General features: G+C 33.8%; 20 protein-coding genes, 1 tRNA gene and 1 other annotated feature. Of the genes, 17 read left to right on the forward strand and 4 right to left on the reverse strand.

Annotated elements, in window-relative coordinates; translation table 11 throughout:
- The first annotated feature begins 146 nt into the window (after positions 1-146).
- Positions 147-1,334: an FprA family A-type flavoprotein gene (locus TTHE_RS05100; protein WP_013297523.1), complete on the forward strand. Its 1,188-nt coding sequence runs from the start codon at positions 147-149 to the stop codon at positions 1,332-1,334.
- A gap of 78 nt (positions 1,335-1,412) precedes the next feature.
- Complete coding sequence (locus TTHE_RS05105; protein ID WP_013297524.1) at positions 1,413-2,600, forward strand: NAD(P)/FAD-dependent oxidoreductase; 1,188 nt, start codon at positions 1,413-1,415, stop codon at positions 2,598-2,600.
- An 18-nt stretch (positions 2,601-2,618) separates the two neighbouring features.
- On the opposite strand, the gene TTHE_RS05110 is transcribed toward TTHE_RS05105, so the two are convergent.
- Entirely contained in the window at positions 2,619-3,482 is an 864-nt protein-coding gene (locus TTHE_RS05110; RefSeq protein ID WP_013297525.1) for a phosphatase PAP2 family protein, read from the reverse strand.
- A 183-nt stretch (positions 3,483-3,665) separates the two neighbouring features.
- On the opposite strand from TTHE_RS05110, the gene TTHE_RS05115 reads away from it, so the two are divergent.
- The 6 genes from TTHE_RS05115 to larC2 all read left to right on the forward strand — a co-directional run bounded on the left by TTHE_RS05115 (position 3,666) and on the right by larC2 (position 7,561).
- Complete coding sequence (locus tag TTHE_RS05115) at positions 3,666-4,136, forward strand: hypothetical protein (protein WP_013297526.1); 471 nt, start codon at positions 3,666-3,668, stop codon at positions 4,134-4,136.
- A gap of 83 nt (positions 4,137-4,219) precedes the next feature.
- Positions 4,220-4,735 (forward strand): CDP-alcohol phosphatidyltransferase family protein, encoded by a 516-nt coding sequence (locus TTHE_RS05120; RefSeq protein WP_013297527.1) that lies wholly within the window; start codon positions 4,220-4,222, stop codon positions 4,733-4,735.
- Positions 4,736-4,803: 68 nt separating this feature from the next.
- Positions 4,804-5,631: an ATP-dependent sacrificial sulfur transferase LarE gene (gene larE, locus TTHE_RS05125; protein WP_013297528.1), complete on the forward strand. Its 828-nt coding sequence runs from the start codon at positions 4,804-4,806 to the stop codon at positions 5,629-5,631.
- Entirely contained in the window at positions 5,618-6,373 is a 756-nt protein-coding gene (gene larB, locus TTHE_RS05130; protein ID WP_013297529.1) for a nickel pincer cofactor biosynthesis protein LarB, read from the forward strand. The genes larE and larB overlap by 14 nt, the downstream gene beginning before the upstream one ends.
- Before the next feature lie 4 nt (positions 6,374-6,377).
- A complete protein-coding gene (gene larC, locus TTHE_RS14810) occupies positions 6,378-7,109 on the forward strand; it encodes a nickel pincer cofactor biosynthesis protein LarC (protein WP_013297530.1) in 732 nt (243 codons plus the stop codon).
- 35 nt (positions 7,110-7,144) lie between these two features.
- Complete coding sequence (gene larC2, locus TTHE_RS14815) at positions 7,145-7,561, forward strand: nickel pincer cofactor biosynthesis protein LarC2 (protein WP_013297531.1); 417 nt, start codon at positions 7,145-7,147, stop codon at positions 7,559-7,561.
- A gap of 34 nt (positions 7,562-7,595) precedes the next feature.
- Here the strand turns inward: larC2 and TTHE_RS05145 are convergent, their stop codons facing one another.
- Positions 7,596-8,159 (reverse strand): biotin transporter BioY, encoded by a 564-nt coding sequence (locus TTHE_RS05145; RefSeq protein WP_013297532.1) that lies wholly within the window; start codon positions 8,157-8,159, stop codon positions 7,596-7,598.
- Positions 8,160-8,299: 140 nt separating this feature from the next.
- Positions 8,300-8,500, forward strand: a binding site (T-box leader).
- Between the two features lie 52 nt (positions 8,501-8,552).
- Here TTHE_RS05145 and TTHE_RS05150 point away from each other — a divergent pair.
- The 7 genes from TTHE_RS05150 (at position 8,553) to TTHE_RS05180 (ending at position 15,258) form a co-directional block, all read left to right on the forward strand.
- Complete coding sequence (locus tag TTHE_RS05150) at positions 8,553-11,189, forward strand: valine--tRNA ligase (protein ID WP_013297533.1); 2,637 nt, start codon at positions 8,553-8,555, stop codon at positions 11,187-11,189.
- Positions 11,190-11,217: 28 nt separating this feature from the next.
- Positions 11,218-11,754 carry a GNAT family N-acetyltransferase gene (locus TTHE_RS05155; protein ID WP_013297534.1) on the forward strand — a complete coding sequence of 179 codons (537 nt, stop codon included), beginning with the start codon at positions 11,218-11,220 and terminating at the stop codon, positions 11,752-11,754.
- Positions 11,755-11,811: 57 nt separating this feature from the next.
- Positions 11,812-13,089 carry a bifunctional folylpolyglutamate synthase/dihydrofolate synthase gene (locus TTHE_RS05160; RefSeq protein WP_013297535.1) on the forward strand — a complete coding sequence of 426 codons (1,278 nt, stop codon included), beginning with the start codon at positions 11,812-11,814 and terminating at the stop codon, positions 13,087-13,089.
- Between the two features lie 50 nt (positions 13,090-13,139).
- Positions 13,140-13,373 (forward strand): hypothetical protein, encoded by a 234-nt coding sequence (locus TTHE_RS05165; RefSeq protein WP_013297536.1) that lies wholly within the window; start codon positions 13,140-13,142, stop codon positions 13,371-13,373.
- Positions 13,374-13,488: 115 nt separating this feature from the next.
- Complete coding sequence (gene eutH, locus TTHE_RS05170; RefSeq protein ID WP_015311339.1) at positions 13,489-14,004, forward strand: ethanolamine utilization protein EutH; 516 nt, start codon at positions 13,489-13,491, stop codon at positions 14,002-14,004.
- A gap of 205 nt (positions 14,005-14,209) precedes the next feature.
- A tRNA-Pro gene (locus tag TTHE_RS05175) sits at positions 14,210-14,284 on the forward strand.
- 62 nt (positions 14,285-14,346) lie between these two features.
- On the forward strand, positions 14,347-15,258 hold the full coding sequence (locus TTHE_RS05180) for a YncE family protein (RefSeq protein ID WP_013297537.1): 912 nt from the start codon (positions 14,347-14,349) through the stop codon (positions 15,256-15,258).
- Here TTHE_RS05180 and TTHE_RS05185 read toward each other — a convergent pair.
- The gene (locus TTHE_RS05185; RefSeq protein WP_013297538.1) at positions 15,242-15,760 is read right to left on the reverse strand and encodes a DUF4364 family protein; all 519 of its coding nucleotides are present in this window, start codon (positions 15,758-15,760) and stop codon (positions 15,242-15,244) included. The genes TTHE_RS05180 and TTHE_RS05185 overlap by 17 nt on opposite strands.
- A 99-nt stretch (positions 15,761-15,859) precedes the next feature.
- A complete protein-coding gene (locus tag TTHE_RS05190; protein WP_013297539.1) occupies positions 15,860-16,153 on the reverse strand; it encodes an alpha/beta-type small acid-soluble spore protein in 294 nt (97 codons plus the stop codon).
- A gap of 153 nt (positions 16,154-16,306) precedes the next feature.
- Here TTHE_RS05190 and TTHE_RS05195 point away from each other — a divergent pair, with 153 nt between their 5' ends.
- The gene (locus TTHE_RS05195) at positions 16,307-16,954 is read left to right on the forward strand and encodes a 4Fe-4S double cluster binding domain-containing protein (protein WP_430348827.1); all 648 of its coding nucleotides are present in this window, start codon (positions 16,307-16,309) and stop codon (positions 16,952-16,954) included.
- A gap of 97 nt (positions 16,955-17,051) precedes the next feature.
- Positions 17,052-18,842 (forward strand): WD40/YVTN/BNR-like repeat-containing protein, encoded by a 1,791-nt coding sequence (locus tag TTHE_RS05200; protein ID WP_231292725.1) that lies wholly within the window; start codon positions 17,052-17,054, stop codon positions 18,840-18,842.
- The last annotated feature ends 97 nt before the right edge of the window (positions 18,843-18,939 follow it).

Below are 18,939 nucleotides of genomic sequence, written 5' to 3' on the forward strand. Positions count from 1 at the left end.
CTGTTTTGTATAAAAAACCTCTTTTTGGGGTTTTTATTTTTTAATAATTTTTAAATAACTATTGCAATAATGGAATTTAGTGGTATAATAAAAATAAGGATAAAAGATATTAATTAATAATTATTATAAATTAATGAGGTGAGATTATGGAGAAAGTCGTCAAAATAAAAAATGGTGTTTATTGGGTAGGAGCATTAGACCCTGATCTTGAGTATTTTGACATAGTATGGAGGACGCCATGGGGAACGTCGTATAATTCTTATTTGGTAAAAGGCAGCGAAAAGATTGCTTTGATAGAAACGGTTAAAGAACCATTCTATGACGAATATATTGATAAGATAAAAAGCCTTGTTGATTTAAAGGATATAGATTATATAGTAATGGATCATACGGAGCCAGATCATTCAGGTGCACTGCCGAGACTTCTTAAAGAGGCTACAAATGCAGAGGTCATCGGTAGCAGGACAGCTATCACATTTTTAAAGGGGCAGATAAATCGCGATTTCAATTCAAGAGTTGTAAAAGACGGCGATTTTATTGATTTGGGTGGAAAGACTTTGAGATTTATTATGGCACCTTTTCTGCATTGGCCCGATACCATGTTTACGTATTTGGTAGAAGAAAAAATTTTATTTACATGTGATGCTTTTGGCTGCCATTATACTCCTAAACATTTATTTAATGACCTTGAAGATGATTTTTCTGACGCATATAAGCTGTACTTTGATTCTATCGTAAGTCCTTTTAAACCAAAAGTTTTAGAAGCTATAGAAAAAATTAGAAATTTACCAATCGATATGATAGCGGTAGGTCATGGGCCAATATTGAGAAAAGATATAGAAAAATACGTTGAGACCTACAAGAAATGGAGCTTATATGATACGAATACAAAGAAGAAAGTGCTGATATACTATGTTTCTGCATACGGCAATACTAGAAAAATGGCGGAAGAGATAGGCAATGGCATTAAAGATTCTGGAGTTATAGATGTGGATATATACAATGCAAAGGCAGTTAATTTAGACGATGCAAGGGATAAGATTGAAAAAGCAGACGGGTTGTTGTTTGGCTCTCCGACAATTACTGGTGACGCTGTTGAATCCATCTGGAATGTTATAGATAGGATAAATCCTATAAAAAATAAGAATAAGCCCGCTGCAGTTTTTGGCTCATATGGATGGAGTGGCGAGGCGATACCTTTGATGGAGGAAAGGCTTAAAGGGTTAAAACTTAATTTGGTTGAGCCAGGCCTTAAAATTAATTTCATTCCAAGTGATGATGATTTAGAAAAATGCAGGGATTTTGGAAGAATATTTGCATCATCACTTGTGTAACATAAAAGTGTTATATGCTTCTTGCATATAGCACAAATTAATTTTTTTTACATATATAATTTGAAAGGAATGATCATAATGAATTTTGTCATAATAGGCAATGGAATTGCTGCACTATCAGCCGCTGAAAGCATTAGGAAAAATGATAAAGAATCTAAAATAACGATGATTTCAAATGAGCCATACAATACATATTTTAGGATAAAATTGTCTCATTTATTGGGGCATGAGTACGAATTAGAAAAACTATACGTTAAACCTGAGCCTTGGTACAAAAGCAGCAATATTGATATTATGCTGAAATGCAGTGTAAATTCAGTAGATATAGTTAAGAAAACGGTACACTTAAATAGTGGTGATGACATTAAATATGACAAGCTTATTATTGCGTCAGGAAGCCACAGCTTTGTTCCACCTGTTAGAGGATGTGATAAAAAAGGCGTGTATGCTATAAGAAGTCTGGATGATGTTAATAATTTAAACCAATATATAAAGGGTAAAAAAAGAGGAATTGTAGTTGGTGGAGGACTCTTAGGTCTTGAAGCTGCATGGTCTTTAAGGCAAGCTGGATACGAGATGAATGTCATTGAATTTTTCCCGAGGTTGTTGCCTAAACAATCTGACGAAGAAGGCTCAAAGATTATTGAAAATATTATAGAAAGCAACGGAATTAAACTTATGTTAGGCACAGAAGTAGAAGAGATAACTGGTGATGCTGTAGACGGCGTAATATTAAAGGATGGCAGAGAAGTCCACGCTGATTTTGTGATATTTTCAGCAGGAATCAGACCTAATGTAGATGTGGTAAAAGGTTCAGGTATAAAAATCAATAAAGGGATTTTAGTAGATGAATTTATGAGAACAAATGTGGATGATGTATTTGCGGCAGGAGATGTTGCGGAGTACAACGGAAAGATATATGGACTTTGGACTGTTGCAATGGCACAAGGTAAAAATGCAGGTCTAAATGCAGTAGGCATGAAGAACCAATATAAAGAAGTGCCGCCATCTAGTACGTTGAAAATAACGGGTGTTGATGTATTTTCGTCTGGCGATATATCTGGAGAAAAATCCACTTCATACAGTTATAAAGAAGAGAATGTTTATTATAAGCTGTTTATAAAGGATAATAAATTAGTCGGTGCAATTCTCATTGGCGATATAAGCAGCTCTACTAAAGTTAAGAGAGCAATTGATTTTGAATATGATTTAAGAGAAATTATAGATTCTTCAAAAGACGCTAAAAGTATATTAGAAAAATTATAATACTTAGATTCCTAAGTATTATAAAGTTCTTTTATTGAGTTTAAACTTATTGAATGTCAATGGTGCGCCAATTGAAAACCACAGTCCGCAAATGAAATATCTTAAAGCGTTAAAAACGTTAGTATATGGTAACATATATTTAAGAACACTTAATAGAACTAGGAATATTGATACACCAATAATTATCTTGTATATTTGATTTTTAATCGTATTTGTTACTGTAAATCCGAAGTACTGTCCATCAATGAAATATCCTATCAAAATACCTGATGCCAGTCCCATGTATTCGAAGTTCTCAGTATAAGGAAACAGAATTATTAATGCAGTAGGGACAATAATTGCTAAGATTATTTTATAGGCAAGTGGTATATCAAATTTACTTTCAACTATGATGCTGTCCACAAGATCACCGACAATTATTATTAAAACAGCAATTAATATGCCTCCAATTATGTCTACAGGCCAATGGACACCTAAATACAGCCTTGACAGTGAAACGAGAATTATAGAAGCTATTCCTAAGATATTGATGCATTTTCTATTGTACTTAAACATCAATGTTCCCCAAAAGGTAGTTGTACCCTGCGCATGACCGCTTGGAAAAGAGTATCCGCCGGCTGATTGGGTAAAAATCGACCTTATGCCTGGATAGCCAATTGGTCTTTGGACCATTGTCACATTTTTTACTACAGTATTGACATAAATAGATGACAAAAGAATTATACCAATTTTAAGTCCAAATCTCTTATCAACACACCAGTAGAATATGGGCAATACTAAAAAATAAAAGTAAGAACTACCCATCATAGTAATGCCAATGAATATGTAATCTAAAATTGGATTTGAAAAAAGCTGTATATCTTTTATTATAGCTGCCTGCATATCATCACCTCAATATATATTCTACATTTATAAAAATCTTTCTTCAATATAAAGTCTATAAATTGCATATAAAAATTTTTATGAGTCAAATACTGGCACAGTTAATTTGTCGAAAATTATTTTCTATTAGTAAGAAGGATTTTTTTATTTTATAAAGAATAATAATATATAGGTGGTGTTAAAGTGAAACCTGAAAAGATATTATTGAGAGATATGGAGAAAAGGGACAAAAGGACTTTTTCAATGTGGCTTAAAGATGTAGATGTTGTAAAATTTCTTATTGATATGTTTAAAGTATCTAGAATGAGCGAAAATGTATTAAATATCCCATTTGGGAAGAACAGAAAAATATTTATTTTGCAGACCAACGACGGAGATAATATAGGATTTTGTGGACTGTATAATATTAATTGGCAGTTAAAAAGATGCAGCTTGTATGTATACATTGATGATTGTGAAAATGTAAGCGATGATGTTATAAGTGATGCTATGAATTCAATAGTAAAAAGCATATCACTGCTTAAAAAGTTTAAAATATTAGAAGTTCACGCGAAAGCTGATATTTTGAAAAAATATATGAATAATATGAGTGACGCAAAAAAATGCAACAACGAGTATGTTTTTGAAATAGGATTAAATGGTAAAATCGTATAAAGGCCTTTTAAGGCCTTTATTTACTTTTTATCAAATAAATAATATAATACAATACAAGTGATTCTTATTTAAGAGGTGCTTTTATGAATATACCGAATATCTTAACGATGATTAGATTTGTGTTGATACCCGTATTTGTTTACAGTTTTTTTTACATAAACAATGGCAATATATATGCTGCAGTTATATTTATAATATCTGGATTGACTGATGTTCTTGATGGATATATTGCCCGTCATTACAATCAGATAACAAAAATAGGCATATTGATGGATCCATTGGCAGACAAGCTGATGATAATAACAGTACTAGCAAGTCTGTGGATAAAGGGAATAATACCCTTTTTTATAATATTGATTGTAATTGTAAAAGAGGTTACCATGATCATTGGCGCATTTATTCTATACAGAAAAAAAGACATTGCAATACCTGCCAATAAATTTGGGAAAGGGGCAACACTTCTTTTTTACATCGCAATAATTTTTTCAATTTTTGATTGGCCTTATGGTCTTACGTTAATGATAATAGCACTGCTACTTGCGCTTATAGCTTTCTTTATTTATTCAGTTGAGTTTAAGTTTTACAATTATAAACAATAGATTGTTTTATAATTTTGCAGTTTTGATTTTTGGAATTTTTATGTTATATTTTTTGAGGAGGTATGGTTATGAGACTAGAAGAAAAATATGAGAATTTAAAAAAGTATATAAAGCAACTTGGAAGTGCTGTCATAGCATTTTCAGGTGGAGTTGATAGCACTTTTCTTGCTAAAGTTTGCAAAGATGTGCTAAATGATAGTTGTTTAGCTGTTACGGCCACATCATCTACATATCCGGAAAGAGAATTTAAAGAAGCTCTGGAGCTAGCAAAGGAGATTGGTATAAGACATAAAATAATAAAATCTGAGGAACTTGAAATAGAGGGATTTTCCAAAAATCCTATAGATAGATGTTATTACTGTAAGAGCGAATTGTTTTCTAAGCTTAAAAAAGTTGCTGATGATGAAGGAATAGAGTATGTTTTAGATGGAACAAATGCTGATGATACGGGAGATTTTAGACCGGGTAGGCGCGCCGCAAAAGAATTAGGTGTCAAAAGCCCTCTTTTAGAATGTGGTTTTACAAAAGACGATATAAGGGAGATGTCAAAAAGATTGGGCCTTCCTACATGGAACAAACCTGCTTATGCCTGTCTTTCATCCCGCTTTCCGTACGGCCAAGAGATAACAAGTGAGAAATTGTCAATGGTTGAAAAATCAGAAGAATACCTTCTGAATTTAGGCTTTGTGGGATTTAGAGTGAGGCACCATGGCGATGTTGCTAGAATAGAACTTAATCCAGATCAGATTAATATGATGATGGATGAAAACATCAGGAAAAAAGTTGTATCAAAATTGAAAGAAATAGGCTTTAAATATGTTTCACTTGATCTTGAAGGTTATAGAACAGGCAGTATGAATGAAGCTATATCGGAGTTGATAAATGATGTACGATAACGTAATAAGGGACGTTCTTAAGAAATATGAAAATGGCTATATAGGATTAGATGAGGCAGTTGATATACTAAAAAAGCTTCCATACGAAGATTTAGGATTTGCAAAGATTGACTACAATAGAGAAGTTAGACGAGGCTTCCCTGAAGTCATTTACTGTGAAGGTAAGACGCCTAAACAGGTTAAGGAAATAGCGCTTAGGATGTATGAAAAGGGAAGCAACGTTTTAGGTACTAGGGCGTCTATTGAACACTTTGAAGCATTGAAGGAAGTATGCGATAAAGCAGTTTATTACGATGTGGCGAGGATTATATCGATTAAATCAGAAGAGATTATGCCTACAAAAGGTGTTATCGGTGTTGTGGCAGCAGGTACATCTGACTTGCCTGTTGCTGAAGAAGCTGCTGTAACGGCAGAACTAATGGGGAATTCTGTAAAGCGTATATATGATGTAGGTGTAGCTGGAATACACAGATTGATGAGCAAAGTTGAAGAATTGAGAAAATTTAGAGTCATAATATGTATAGCAGGAATGGAAGGTGCACTACCTACTGTAGTCGGAGGGCTTGTGGCTTGTCCAATCATTGCGGTTCCAACAAGTGTGGGATATGGAGCTAATTTTCATGGACTTTCTGCACTGCTTGCTATGCTTAATTCATGCTCAAGCGGTGTCAGCGTAGTGAACATCGATAATGGGTTTGGTGCAGCTTATTCAGCAAGTTTAATAAATAAGATAGGAGAGTAATGATATGAGATTTCTATACTTCGATTGCTTTGCTGGAATTTCTGGCGATATGACTATTTCATCTCTTCTTAGCCATGGAGTTGATGTCGATAAATTTAAAGGCGAATTGAGTAAATTGCCGCTTAGTGGATATGATTTAGTATTTGGAAGCGCAACGAAAAATGGCATAACTGCAAATACTTTCAAAGTTAATTATGATGACTATCACCATCATCATAGAACTATGAAAGATATAGAAAATATCATAAATCAAAGTTCGTTGAATGAAGATGTAAAGGAAATGAGTCTTAAAATATTTCGCAATTTAGCGGATGCTGAAGGCAAAGTGCATGGGCTGTTGCCTGAGGAAGTCCACTTTCATGAAGTCGGTGCGGTTGACTCTATAATCGATATAGTTGGGACATCTGTGCTTATAAATATGATTGCTCCAGATAAGATAATTTTTTCAAAACTACCTGTAGGGTCTGGATTTGTAAATAGCCAACATGGGATGATACCTGTACCTGCACCGGCAACAGCAGAGTTATTAAAAGGCATACCGGTGTATGACAATGGAATAAGTGGAGAACTTGTAACGCCTACAGGTGCAGCTATAGCGAAAACAATAGCTGATGAATTTGGAACGATTCCAGAAGCTAAGATCGATTCTATAGGATATGGCGCTGGATTTAAGGATTTTGAGGTTCCAAATGTTTTAAGGACGATGGTAGGCACTATAGATGTAAAAAAAAAGTAGAAAATCTTACTGTTCTTGAAACAAACATAGATGACATGAGTCCGGAATATTATCAGTACATATTTGATAGACTTCTTAAAAATGGAGCTTTGGATGTTTACCTTACGCCAATAATGATGAAGAAGCAAAGACCTGCAAATATGTTGTCGGTGCTTTGTAAAGAAGAGAGGGCAGATTTGCTGCGAAAGATAATATTCGAAGAAACATCTACATTTGGCATAAGAGAGTATAAAGTAAATAGATATGCTCTTCAAAGGAATTTTAAAACTGTAAAGACGCCTATTGGCGATGTGAGAGTTAAAATGGGTTATATGGATGGCAAACTTATAAAATCTCATCCTGAATCAGATGATGTAAAAGCCATTGCAGAAAAAACTGGGCTTTCTATATTATCAGTTTTGAAAATTTTAAAAGATTATGAAGATGAAAATGACACAGAAAATGACACATAAAAATACTGAAAGTACTAGCTTTCAGTATTTTTACTTAGTCTTTATACATTTTTAGCACAGGTCTTAATTTTAGGGATAGATATGAAGATATTAACACTTTTATAAGATCACCTAATATGTATGGTACTGCTCCTAATAGGACTGCTTTTTTAATTTCCAACCCAGCCACAACACTTAGCTGCAAAGCACCTAGCGCATATACGATCAATATACCGCCAATGATATTTGCTAATATTAACTTAAAGAAGCTGGTATCTGCTATTCTTGTTAATAATGATATGACAAAAGAAGCTATTGGCATAGCAAGTAAGTAACCGCCTGTTGGACCAAGTAGTATACTGATACCGCCATGAAATCCGGCAAAAACAGGAATACCCACTGCTCCAAGCGCAAGATAGATAATCATGCTGAAAAATGATGTGATAGGGTCTAATAGACTTCCAGACAGCATTAGTGCAAATGTTTGGCCTGTTATAGGCACAGGAGAAAAAGGCAGCGGTATACTTATAAAGCTCATGACGATTGTAATAGAAGCAAACATAGACGCAAGTGTCATCTTTTTTAATGAAAAAACAGACTTGTCATTATGTACTATCAAATTATTCACCTCGTCGTAATAAATTTATTTGTATTATACATGATATAATCTGTATTTGTCAACCTAATTTTTAGAGTTGGTTAACAAATAGTGATATTGACAATTTGCTGGTTAATGTATATATTATATATTAATAACATATTTTTGCCATGATAGTGAGGAGTAAATGTATCAGATAGAAGAGAGGGATTCCCTGAGGCTGAAAGGTTTCCTTATCGTTAGGTACATTGAAGGTAGCACTGGAGCATGTAAGCTGAAATGTAAGTAGGCTTAAACGGGTTTGCCCGATATAGCTTAAGCTATAAAATAAGGTGGTACCGCGGAAAACCTTCGCCCTTTTGGGAAAGGTTTTTTTATTTTACTTAAAAATACAAAACCTGAAAGGAGATAAAAATGGATATTGCAAAGACGTACAATCCAAAGGAATTTGAAGATAGAATATACAATGAATGGATGGAGAAAGGGTACTTTACCCCAAAAATTGACTATAGCAAAAAACCATTTACAATAGTCATACCACCGCCTAACATTACAGGGCAACTGCATATGGGACATGCACTGGACAACACGATGCAGGACATAATCATAAGATGGAAAAGGATGCAGGGATATGTTGCTCTTTGGATACCAGGTTCAGATCATGCCAGTATTGCAACAGAAGTAAAAGTTCTTGATAAAATAAAAGAAGAGACAGGACTTACTAAAAGAGATATAGGCAGGGAGAAGTTTTTAGAAAAAGCATGGCAATGGAAGGAAAAATATGAAAACCGAATTTTGGATCAGCTAAAAAAATTAGGTTCTTCTTGCGACTGGACGAGAAAAAGATTTACGATGGATGAGGCTTTATCAAAAGCGGTCAGAGAAGTTTTTGTTGCGCTATATAAAAAAGGGCTTATATATCGAGGAGACAGGATAATAAACTGGTGTCCTAGCTGTAAAACTGCATTGTCAGATGCTGAAGTAGAGCATGAAGATGAGTCTGGACATCTTTGGTACATTAAATATCCTATAAAAGATGTAAATGGATATGTTACGATTGCCACTACACGGCCTGAAACAATGCTGGGAGATGTGGCAGTAGCCGTTAATCCTAATGATGATAGGTATAAAGGACTAATAGGGAAAAAACTTGTACTCCCGATAGTAGGAAGGGAGATTCCTATAATTGAAGATGATTACGTAGATCCTTCATTTGGAACAGGTGCTGTCAAGGTGACGCCAGCCCATGATCCAAATGACTTTGAAATGGGAATAAGACATGATCTAGAATTCATAAATATAATGAATGAGGATGCTACGATAAATGAAAACGGCGGTGAATATTCAGGTCTTGATAGGTATGAAGCCCGTAAAAAGATTGTTGATGAACTTAAGAAAATAGGCCTTCTAGAAAAAGTAGAAGACCTAAATCATAGCGTAGGACACTGCTATAGATGCCACACGACTGTTGAGCCGTTTTTATCAAAGCAGTGGTTTGTAAAGATGGAACCGCTGGCGAAACCTGCACTTGAAGCAGTAAGGACAGGCAAAATTGAATTCATACCTGAAAGATTCGAAAAAATATATTTCAATTGGCTTAACAACATAAAAGATTGGTGCATATCAAGGCAGCTGTGGTGGGGCCATAGGATACCTGCATGGTATTGTGATGATTGTGGTTATGTCACTGTTTCAAAAGATGACCCAACTTGTTGTGAACAATGTGGCAGCAAAAACATACATCAAGACGAGGATGTGCTAGATACGTGGTTTAGCTCAGCATTGTGGCCTTTTTCGACAATGGGGTGGCCTGATGATACGGAAGACTTAAAATATTTCTTCCCCACTGATGTGCTTGTTACGGGATATGACATAATATTCTTCTGGGTAGCTAGAATGATTTTCATGAGCCTGGAATTCATGAAAGAGGTGCCTTTCAAGCGCGTTTTAATACACGGACTTGTTAGAGATTCTCAGGGCAGGAAAATGAGTAAATCGCTGGGAAATGGCATTGATCCATTAGAAATTATAGAAAAGTATGGTGCTGATACACTCAGGTTTACTCTTATTACAGGTAATGCACCAGGAAATGACATGAGATTTAGCGATGATAAGCTGGAAGCCAGCAGAAACTTTGCAAATAAGCTTTGGAATGCATCTAGATACGTAATGCTTAATCTAACAAGTGATGATACAACGCTTTATCTAGAAAATCTAAATATTGCTGATAAGTGGATTTTAACTAGATTAAACAATGTTGTGAAAGAAGTGACGGAAAACCTAGAAAAATATGAATTAGGAATAGCTGCAGGAAAATTGTATGATTTTCTCTGGAGCGAGTTCTGCGATTGGTATATAGAGCTTAGCAAGCCTGTGCTTTATGGTGATGATTTAGAGGCTAAGAAAAAAACAAAATCTGTATTGAGGTATGTACTAGACAATACGTTAAGGCTTTTACATCCATTCATGCCTTTTATAACAGAGGAAATATTTAAAAACATACCACATGATGGCGAAACGATTATGCTGAGCAAATGGCCAGAATATAGAGAAGATTTGAATTTTGAAAAAGAGGCAAAGGATACAATACTTATAATGGATGCTATAAAAACCATAAGGAATCTAAGAGCAGAAGCATCAGTATCACCATCAAAAAAGGCAAGAGTGATAATAAACTCAGATAGGGAAGATGTTATAAAAATTTTTAAAGATGGAGAGAATTATATTACTAAACTTGCTGGAGCTAGTGAAGTCATATATGAAAGGGATAAAGATAAGCTTCCACAAAAGGCTATGTCCGGCTCAGTTGAAGGCACGTTGATTGTCATGCCGTTGGAGGATTTAATAGATATAAAAGTTGAAATAGAAAGATTAAGAAGCGAGAGAGAGCGTGTAATTAGCGAGATAAAACGCGCAGAAGGCATGCTTAAGAATGAAAAGTTTATAAGTAAGGCACCAAAGCATGTAGTAGATGCAGAAAAGGGAAAGTATGAAAAGTATACTGAAATGCTTAAAAATTTAGACGAGCGGATTGATTATTTAATGAAGTGATTTTGATGCCTCAACAGGAGGTTATATGATGTTTACACTATTCAGGAAGGTGGAAAAAAATCCAACTTTAATAATAAGAGAAGCAAATGTGAAAGATGCCAAAGGAATAGTGAAGCTAATTGAAAGTGTTGGAAAAGAGAAAATATACATGGTTTCAGAAGATTTAGGGTGGACAGAAGAAGAGGAAAAACAATTGATAAAGCGACTTGACCGAGGGAAAGATCTGATTTTGGTAGCTGATTATGGAGGAAAAATTGTAGGTTGCCTTACTCTTTTTAGGTATTATGGCGGCAGATCGCCTAAAGTTCAACATGTAGGCGAAATTGGCATAAGCATAGATGCTAAATACAGGAATATTGGCATTGGCTCAAAGCTTTTTGAGTATACAATTGATTGGGCCAGAAAAAGAAACTATAAAAAATTGTGTTTGAGTGTTTTTAGTTCTAATATAAATGCTATACATCTGTATGAAAAATATGGTTTTAAAGAAGAAGGGAGGAGAAAAAAACAATTTAAAATTGACAATGACTATGTGGATGAAATACTGATGGGATTATTTTTATAAAACATCCCCAGACAATTATTGTCTTGTCTGGGGTTTTGAATTTCGGAGGATGAGAATATGAATTATCAAGATGCAATAGATTACATTCACAATACTCATAAGTTTGGAATGAAACTGGGTCTTGACAATATAAAACGCTTGCTTATGCATATGGGAAATCCACAGAGCAATCTAAAATTTATTCACGTAGCTGGGACAAATGGAAAAGGATCAATATGTGCTTTTATAAATAGTATTTTATTTGAAGCAGGTTTTAAAGTTGGTCTTTATACATCTCCATATTTAGAAGAATTTGAAGAAAGGATGAGGATAAATAATCAAAATATTCCAAAGGATAAATTAATATATTACGTTGAATACATAAAGCCTATTATAGAAAAGTTGGTTGTTGAAGGATATAACCATCCTACAGAGTTTGAGATAATTACGGCAATTGCATTTAAATATTTTTGTGATGAAAATGTTGATTTTGTTGTGCTTGAAGTAGGGCTAGGAGGGCGTTTTGATGCTACAAATGTCATCGATAGTTCGCTAGTATCTGTAATAACAACAATTGACTATGACCACATGGATAAGCTTGGAGATACTTTAGAAAAGATAGCGTTTGAAAAAGCCGGTATCATAAAAGAAAATGGGACAGTCGTTAGTTTTTATCAAAAAGATGAGGCACTTAAGGTTATAGAGGAAGTTTCTAGGTTTAAGAATGCATCACTATCTGTTATGGATATAAATGATGTTAAAATTAAAGAATCTAACAGTAATCATCAGGTATTTGACTACAAAAATTACAAAAATCTTAAGATAAGCATAATTGGAAAGCATCAGATTTACAATGCTTCACTGGCTGTTATGGCTGTAGAGAAGCTAATACAATACGGTATAAATATTAGCGAAGATGTGATAAAAAGGGGACTTATTAACGCAAAGTGGCCAGGAAGAATCGAGGTTATCAGTAAGTTACCATTAATCGTAATAGATGGCGCCCATAATCCTCAAGGCATGGCTGCATTAAAGGAAGCTTTGAATTTATTTACATATAATAGATTGATACTTGTCATTGGCATGCTGAAGGACAAAGATACAGATAGTATGCTAAAATTGATAGTTCCTGAAGCAGACCTTATAATAACAACAAAACCCATAAGCGATAGGGCTTACACTGCAGAAGAATTATCACAAAAAATTGCATATGATGATGTACTGCATTTTGAAAACATAGATGATGCAATAAATGAAGCTTTGAAAAGTGCAGGAAAAAATGATTTAATATTATTTTGCGGTTCGCTTTACATGATAGGGCATGTCAGGATGTATTTAAAAAATGTAATAAAATAAATATTTAAATAATATAATATAGAAAACTATAGTCTCCAGAAGGTGGTTGTATGGAATATAACAGTGCAGAACTTCTACAAGAGATAGATAATGCACTAAAGCGGCTTAAGGAAAGCGAATTGTATCTTGAAAGAGTTGAAAAAGACAACTACCTTAAAACAAAACTTGCACAGTTAAAATATGACTTTGCAAGGGAGGAATACTTAAGACTTTTGAAAATTGCGCGAGATGAGCATATAAAGTACGATATGCAAGATTTGTATGAAAAGATTATAGACATGTGATGAAAGCGGCCGAAAGGCCGCTCGCTGTATTTGGTATAATCTTTTTGAGAAATATACATGTGCTAATGATACAATAAGGCTAAAATATGAAAGGATAAAGTTCATAAGAAGTGTAGTGCTGTATTTGATAGGTGTGTGTTTTGCAATAGGTGGATTTGATTACGCCATAGGCTCTCCTTTGGGATTTGGTAAAAAGTTTGAAGAAGGAATCAGGGCAATGGGAGCGGTGGGGCTTGGCTTTGAAATTATTCCACTGCAACAAGTAATGTTTGTGGTAGGGAAAATTGCCTTTATACTGGCTGGCGCATACCCAATGCTGGCTATGCTTGAGAGATTTTTTAGCAATTTTTTTAAAAAGATAGGGGACAGGTGCGGCATAGACGATATCTCTGTTGTGAGCTTGCTGGGCAATCTTGCTACTAATTTGCTTGTATTTGGCAATTTTAAAAACATGAATAACAAAGGGAAAGTAGTCTGTTCGGCTTTTGCTATAAGTGGTGCTTTTGTATTTGGAGGTCAGATGGGGTTTGTGTCAGGAGTGGCACCAAGTATGCTGGTACCATTTTGGTGTCCAAATTTGTTGCAGGGATATTTGGGCTTATTCTGGCACTTTGGTTTATGGGACAGATAGCATTTCACATACGTCAGCAAGGCTTTGAAAGTCCTTCATACATAATTAATAAAAATATATTGTTCTGCTGATACAGCTATCATGATGAACAAAAGCAATACATAAAACCTTGTCAATTTTGCATTTGTCAAGTCAGAAATTACTCCAAAGATTAAAAAATCTTACTTGATATAATAAAATATTTATGATAAAATTGTAAATGCGTCGGGGCATGGCGCAGAGGTAGCGCGCGCGGTTCGGGACCGTGAGGTCGCAGGTTCAAATCCTGTTGCCCCGACCATTTTGTGGCATTAATTACTTCCATGCATATTATAAAGTAGCATATGCGTGGAGGGATGCACTTTGAAAATATTTGTAGCCAACAAAGGTGATGACACAATAAGCTTTATAAATGATAACCAGACGAAGGCATTTCTTGAATTGGTGAAAGATAAATTTACTTTTAAGAGTGATAAAAGTCATGTGCCGCAAATAGGGCCTCATAGATTGCTTATGGATAAATACAAAAAAGAATTGTATACGCTAAATATGTTTGATGATTCAATAAGTATCATTGACATTGAGAATTTCCAATTAATTGATACTGTGTATGTAGGGCCTTCCCCAAATGATGGAATAATATTAAATAACCTTATTTATGTATTAAATGGCGATGCAGATTGTTTAAGTGTTTTTGATATAGGGTCTGGTAAAATATTAGAACAGATTAAGGTTGGTTTTCAACCGCAATCTATACTTTACAGTAAAAAACATAAAAAAATTTTTGTATCCAATATGAATTCTGATTCGATATCTTTAATAAATCCACTTAATTTGCGCATTGAAAAAACATTATCAGTTTATTCAAAACCATATGGGATGTGTTTGTCAGATGACGAAAAATTTTTATTTATAGCAAACACATACCTTGAAACAGGGCTTGATGGTTCTATAACAATCTATGATATAATAAACGATGAAATTATTGACAATATACGATGTGGAAGATTGCCAATTTCCATTGCATTCCATAATGGCTTTATATTTGTAGTAAACTCATGTTCTAACACATTGATGAAAATCAATTTACAATCCCGGCAATGCGAAGAACTTTATTGTGGTTATATGCCAGTTTATATTAAAATATTTAAAGACTTCGCATATGTATCAGTTTCAGGTGAAAATAAGTTGATTATTGTGAATATAAATGATTTTAAAATTGAAAAAAAAGTAGAAGTTGGTAAAGAGCCCGATGGTCTCATTTTTGAGGCGTAAGGGCTTTTATAATATAGCTGTATATATCATTTGATTTTTGTTTCCAGTTATCGCACACTATTTTAGCTTGCTGTGCATTGACTAAATTTAGATTTATTTCGATAAGGACGATATCATTTTCTATGACTTGTAAATTAGCTATGAATTCATTATCCGATTTTTTATAATATGTTGCTACATATTGAGATTCTTGTTTGAATTTTTCTTTGTTTATTACTATATATTCATCGATTTTTTTTCTTATATTTTCTTGTATGTGATTAAAGAATAATTTTAACGCATTCAATCCAAATTCCGATAAAACATATTTATTCTCTTTAAGTTTGATAAAATTACTTTCTTCTAATTCATTTAAATATTGCTGTAAATAGAAATAATTCATCAAATTATTATCAGAGATTATTCTATTTATTTGTTCACCTGTTATAGGCATATCTATTCTATTTAATATATATAATATTATTAGTTTATTCTCGGCCAATTCTTGAATTTCATAACTCAACTTTTCACACCCCTCACAATATATTGTATGCTATTTATATTCTACCACAAAATATATATTAAAAAAAGAGAGTACTTTGAATACTCTCTTTTGCATTATTTATTTCATATATTCTGCTTCGCTTCCTGCTGCGCCGTTGCCTCTTTGTGCTGTTTTTTCGCCACCTATACTTATGCCATTTGACATTGCAGATTCGGCGTAATTTACCATTCTTCTAAGCATGTGACCTCCAACAGCGCCGCAATCACGACTTGATAAATTTCCCCAATAATCTTCAGAACCTTGTTTTACTGGCAGTCCTAGTTCTTTAGCTATTTCATATTTTAAATTATCCAGTGCTTTATGTGCTTCGGGCACTACTTTCGGTTTATCGTTCCAACTTCCTCTTGCCATATTTATTCCTCCTAAAAATTATTCCAATCTTTAATTTGTGTAGAAATATGCAATTTATTCTTTTTACAAATTGCGATTTTATGTTAAAATCATTTTGAAATTAAAAAGTAAAAGGTGATTTATGTGAATAGACAATTAATTGTTGAAGAAAAAATGAAAGAGTGGGGTGCATCAATCGTTGGATTTTCAGATCTTATAGATGTACTTCCTGATGATTTAAAAGATTTAAGGTATGGAATAACGGTGGCAGTTAAATTATCAGATAGAATAATAAATGAAATCAATGATAAGCCTACTTATACTTATTTTCATCATTATCGCTCAGTAAATACGTTGATAGATCAGATAACATTGAAAACTGTATTGATGATGGAAGAATGGGGGTATAATGCTCTGGCAGTACCTGCATCCCAATCAATAAAGGAACTTGGAGAATACAGGGGATTATTTCAACATAAGACGGCTGCAACAAAAGCAGGATTGGGGTGGATTGGCAAAAATGGTCTTTTGGTTACAGAAAAATATGGCCCGAGAGTACGACTTGGTACGGTATTGACAGACTTTGAATTAGATACTGGGAAACCGATAGAGACTAGCAAGTGCGGAAATTGTACCTTATGTGTTAAAAGTTGTCCTGCAATGGCACTTCACGGGAAATTATGGGAAGCCGGAATAGAAAGAAAAGAAATTGTTGATGCACAGGCATGCAGTGAATATATGAATAAAAATTTTAAACATATAGGAAGAGGCTCTGTTTGCGGTATTTGCATTAAAGTTTGCCCATATGGTATTAAAAATTAATAATTTTTTAATAAACTTTATCTAAATATTTGCTAAAATTTATTTATAGAAACAAAAAAGGGGAGTCACTGCAATGTGGCGAATAACTTATAAAATAATGGCGCTATTTATAACATTATTATTTTTTTTATCTGGATGCGGCATAAATAAAACGCAAGAAAGTGGTATAAATAACAAAATAGCTAAGATTAACAAAAATGTCGAATATAGTTATAGTTTAAATAGCATTCCAAAATTTGGTCTACAGGCCATTTATTTTATAAATGGGAAAGATGGCTGGGCAGGTGGACAAGGGATTATTCTCTCAACAAATGACGGAGGCAAGAATTGGAGTGTAGAACATACTGGTTCTTTTAATATATTGGCATTTGATTTTGTTAATTCGATTTATGGTTGGGCAATATCTGATAAATCAATATTAAGAACTACCAATGGTGGTAAGACTTGGACTGAATTGCCGAAATTGAGTGCAAATATAACAAATATAAAATTTGTAACTGTTGATAAAGGTTATGGGCTTTCAGGCGATAAGCTTTACGTTACAAATGATGGCGGGCAAACTTGGGAAAGTATAAACACTAAAATAAAAATAGATTCATACGATTTTGTCGATCAATACCATGGTTTTGCGTCATACAATAACAGTATATATTATACGAAAGATGGTGGAATATCGTGGAATTTTTTGTTTAATCCGTATTTGCAAGGGGAATGGAATGTTGAAATTTCCGCAATTGATTTAAACGATATATGGGCCATTTATAGAGGTAAATCATCATCAATGAATAAACAACCTTATCTTATTTTAAAGACAAATGACGGTGGCAAAACATGGAGTACATTAGCAGAAGAAAGTTATTTTGGCGATTTATATGGAAGTCATAAATCGAGCAATTTTTTAGGCTCGTATTTAAGTACAATCAACATCGTTGATAAAGACACTGCTTTTGCTATTGGTTTAAATCCAGCTAATGAAAGCGACAAAATGATAATTTCCAGGACGACAGATGGTGGAAATACTTGGAGCAGTTACCCGATACCTCAATTTGATTTGGAAAGTTTGATTGAAGGACCTATTCCAATATCATTTGTAGATACTTATAATGGTTGGATTGCTTCCACAAAAAACGGGAATGGCATAATATTAAACACATTAGATGGTGGCCAAACATGGCAGCAACAATATCCTGTAAGAAAGGATAATAACCAAAAGAACAGTGAATTTATAAATCCTGTCATTATTGATGCATTAAAAGATATTGCAGGAAATGCAATCATAAAAATTTACGCGCCTTCTGTTGTGCCTTTGCCGGAAGATAAGAAAAATCTATATATAACTGCGGCTCCTAAAATGGGTAAATTTAATGATAATTACAATGTGGACCTTATAATAACTGATAAGCCCCTTGATGTAAAAAGTTCTAAAATAGAATCTAACAAAAATGATGCTAATAATATTCTTGGAGATTTTGGTGGTCTTCTTTTTAGTTCTGATATCGACGCCGAAAATTATATAAGCGCGATTGAACAGAATAATGGATTTATTGTTGACGATGAGAGCAAGAAACTTAATTATAAGGATTTCATATGGGGACATGTCTATTATAAGAAAGGTAAATACAGCGTGCAATGGAAAGAAGGCAGATGGATTGTTGAGGTTAATTCTGAAGAAAAGCCGCAATTAGACCTTGCTAAGCAGATGGTAAAATATCTTCAAAATTATAATTTGCCTGTTCCACTGTATAAAGGGCTGATCGTAGTTAATATATCTAAGAACAAGACGACAACTAATATTTACTGGGCAAAAGAATCCAGTGTTTACTATATAAATTATAACTTTAAGCCGATAGATGCTTTGCAAATGGCAGTATCAATGAAAGAGAACTGATTAGGATTTAGCTTAACTTTATTATAATTTGCATTTCAAAAAAGTACTCAAACAATGAGTACTTTTTTGAATATATTGTAATTTAAGAGAATAATAT

It is taken from the genome of Thermoanaerobacterium thermosaccharolyticum DSM 571, from assembly GCF_000145615.1.
Classification (GTDB): Bacteria; Bacillota; Thermoanaerobacteria; order Thermoanaerobacterales; family Thermoanaerobacteraceae; genus Thermoanaerobacterium; species Thermoanaerobacterium thermosaccharolyticum.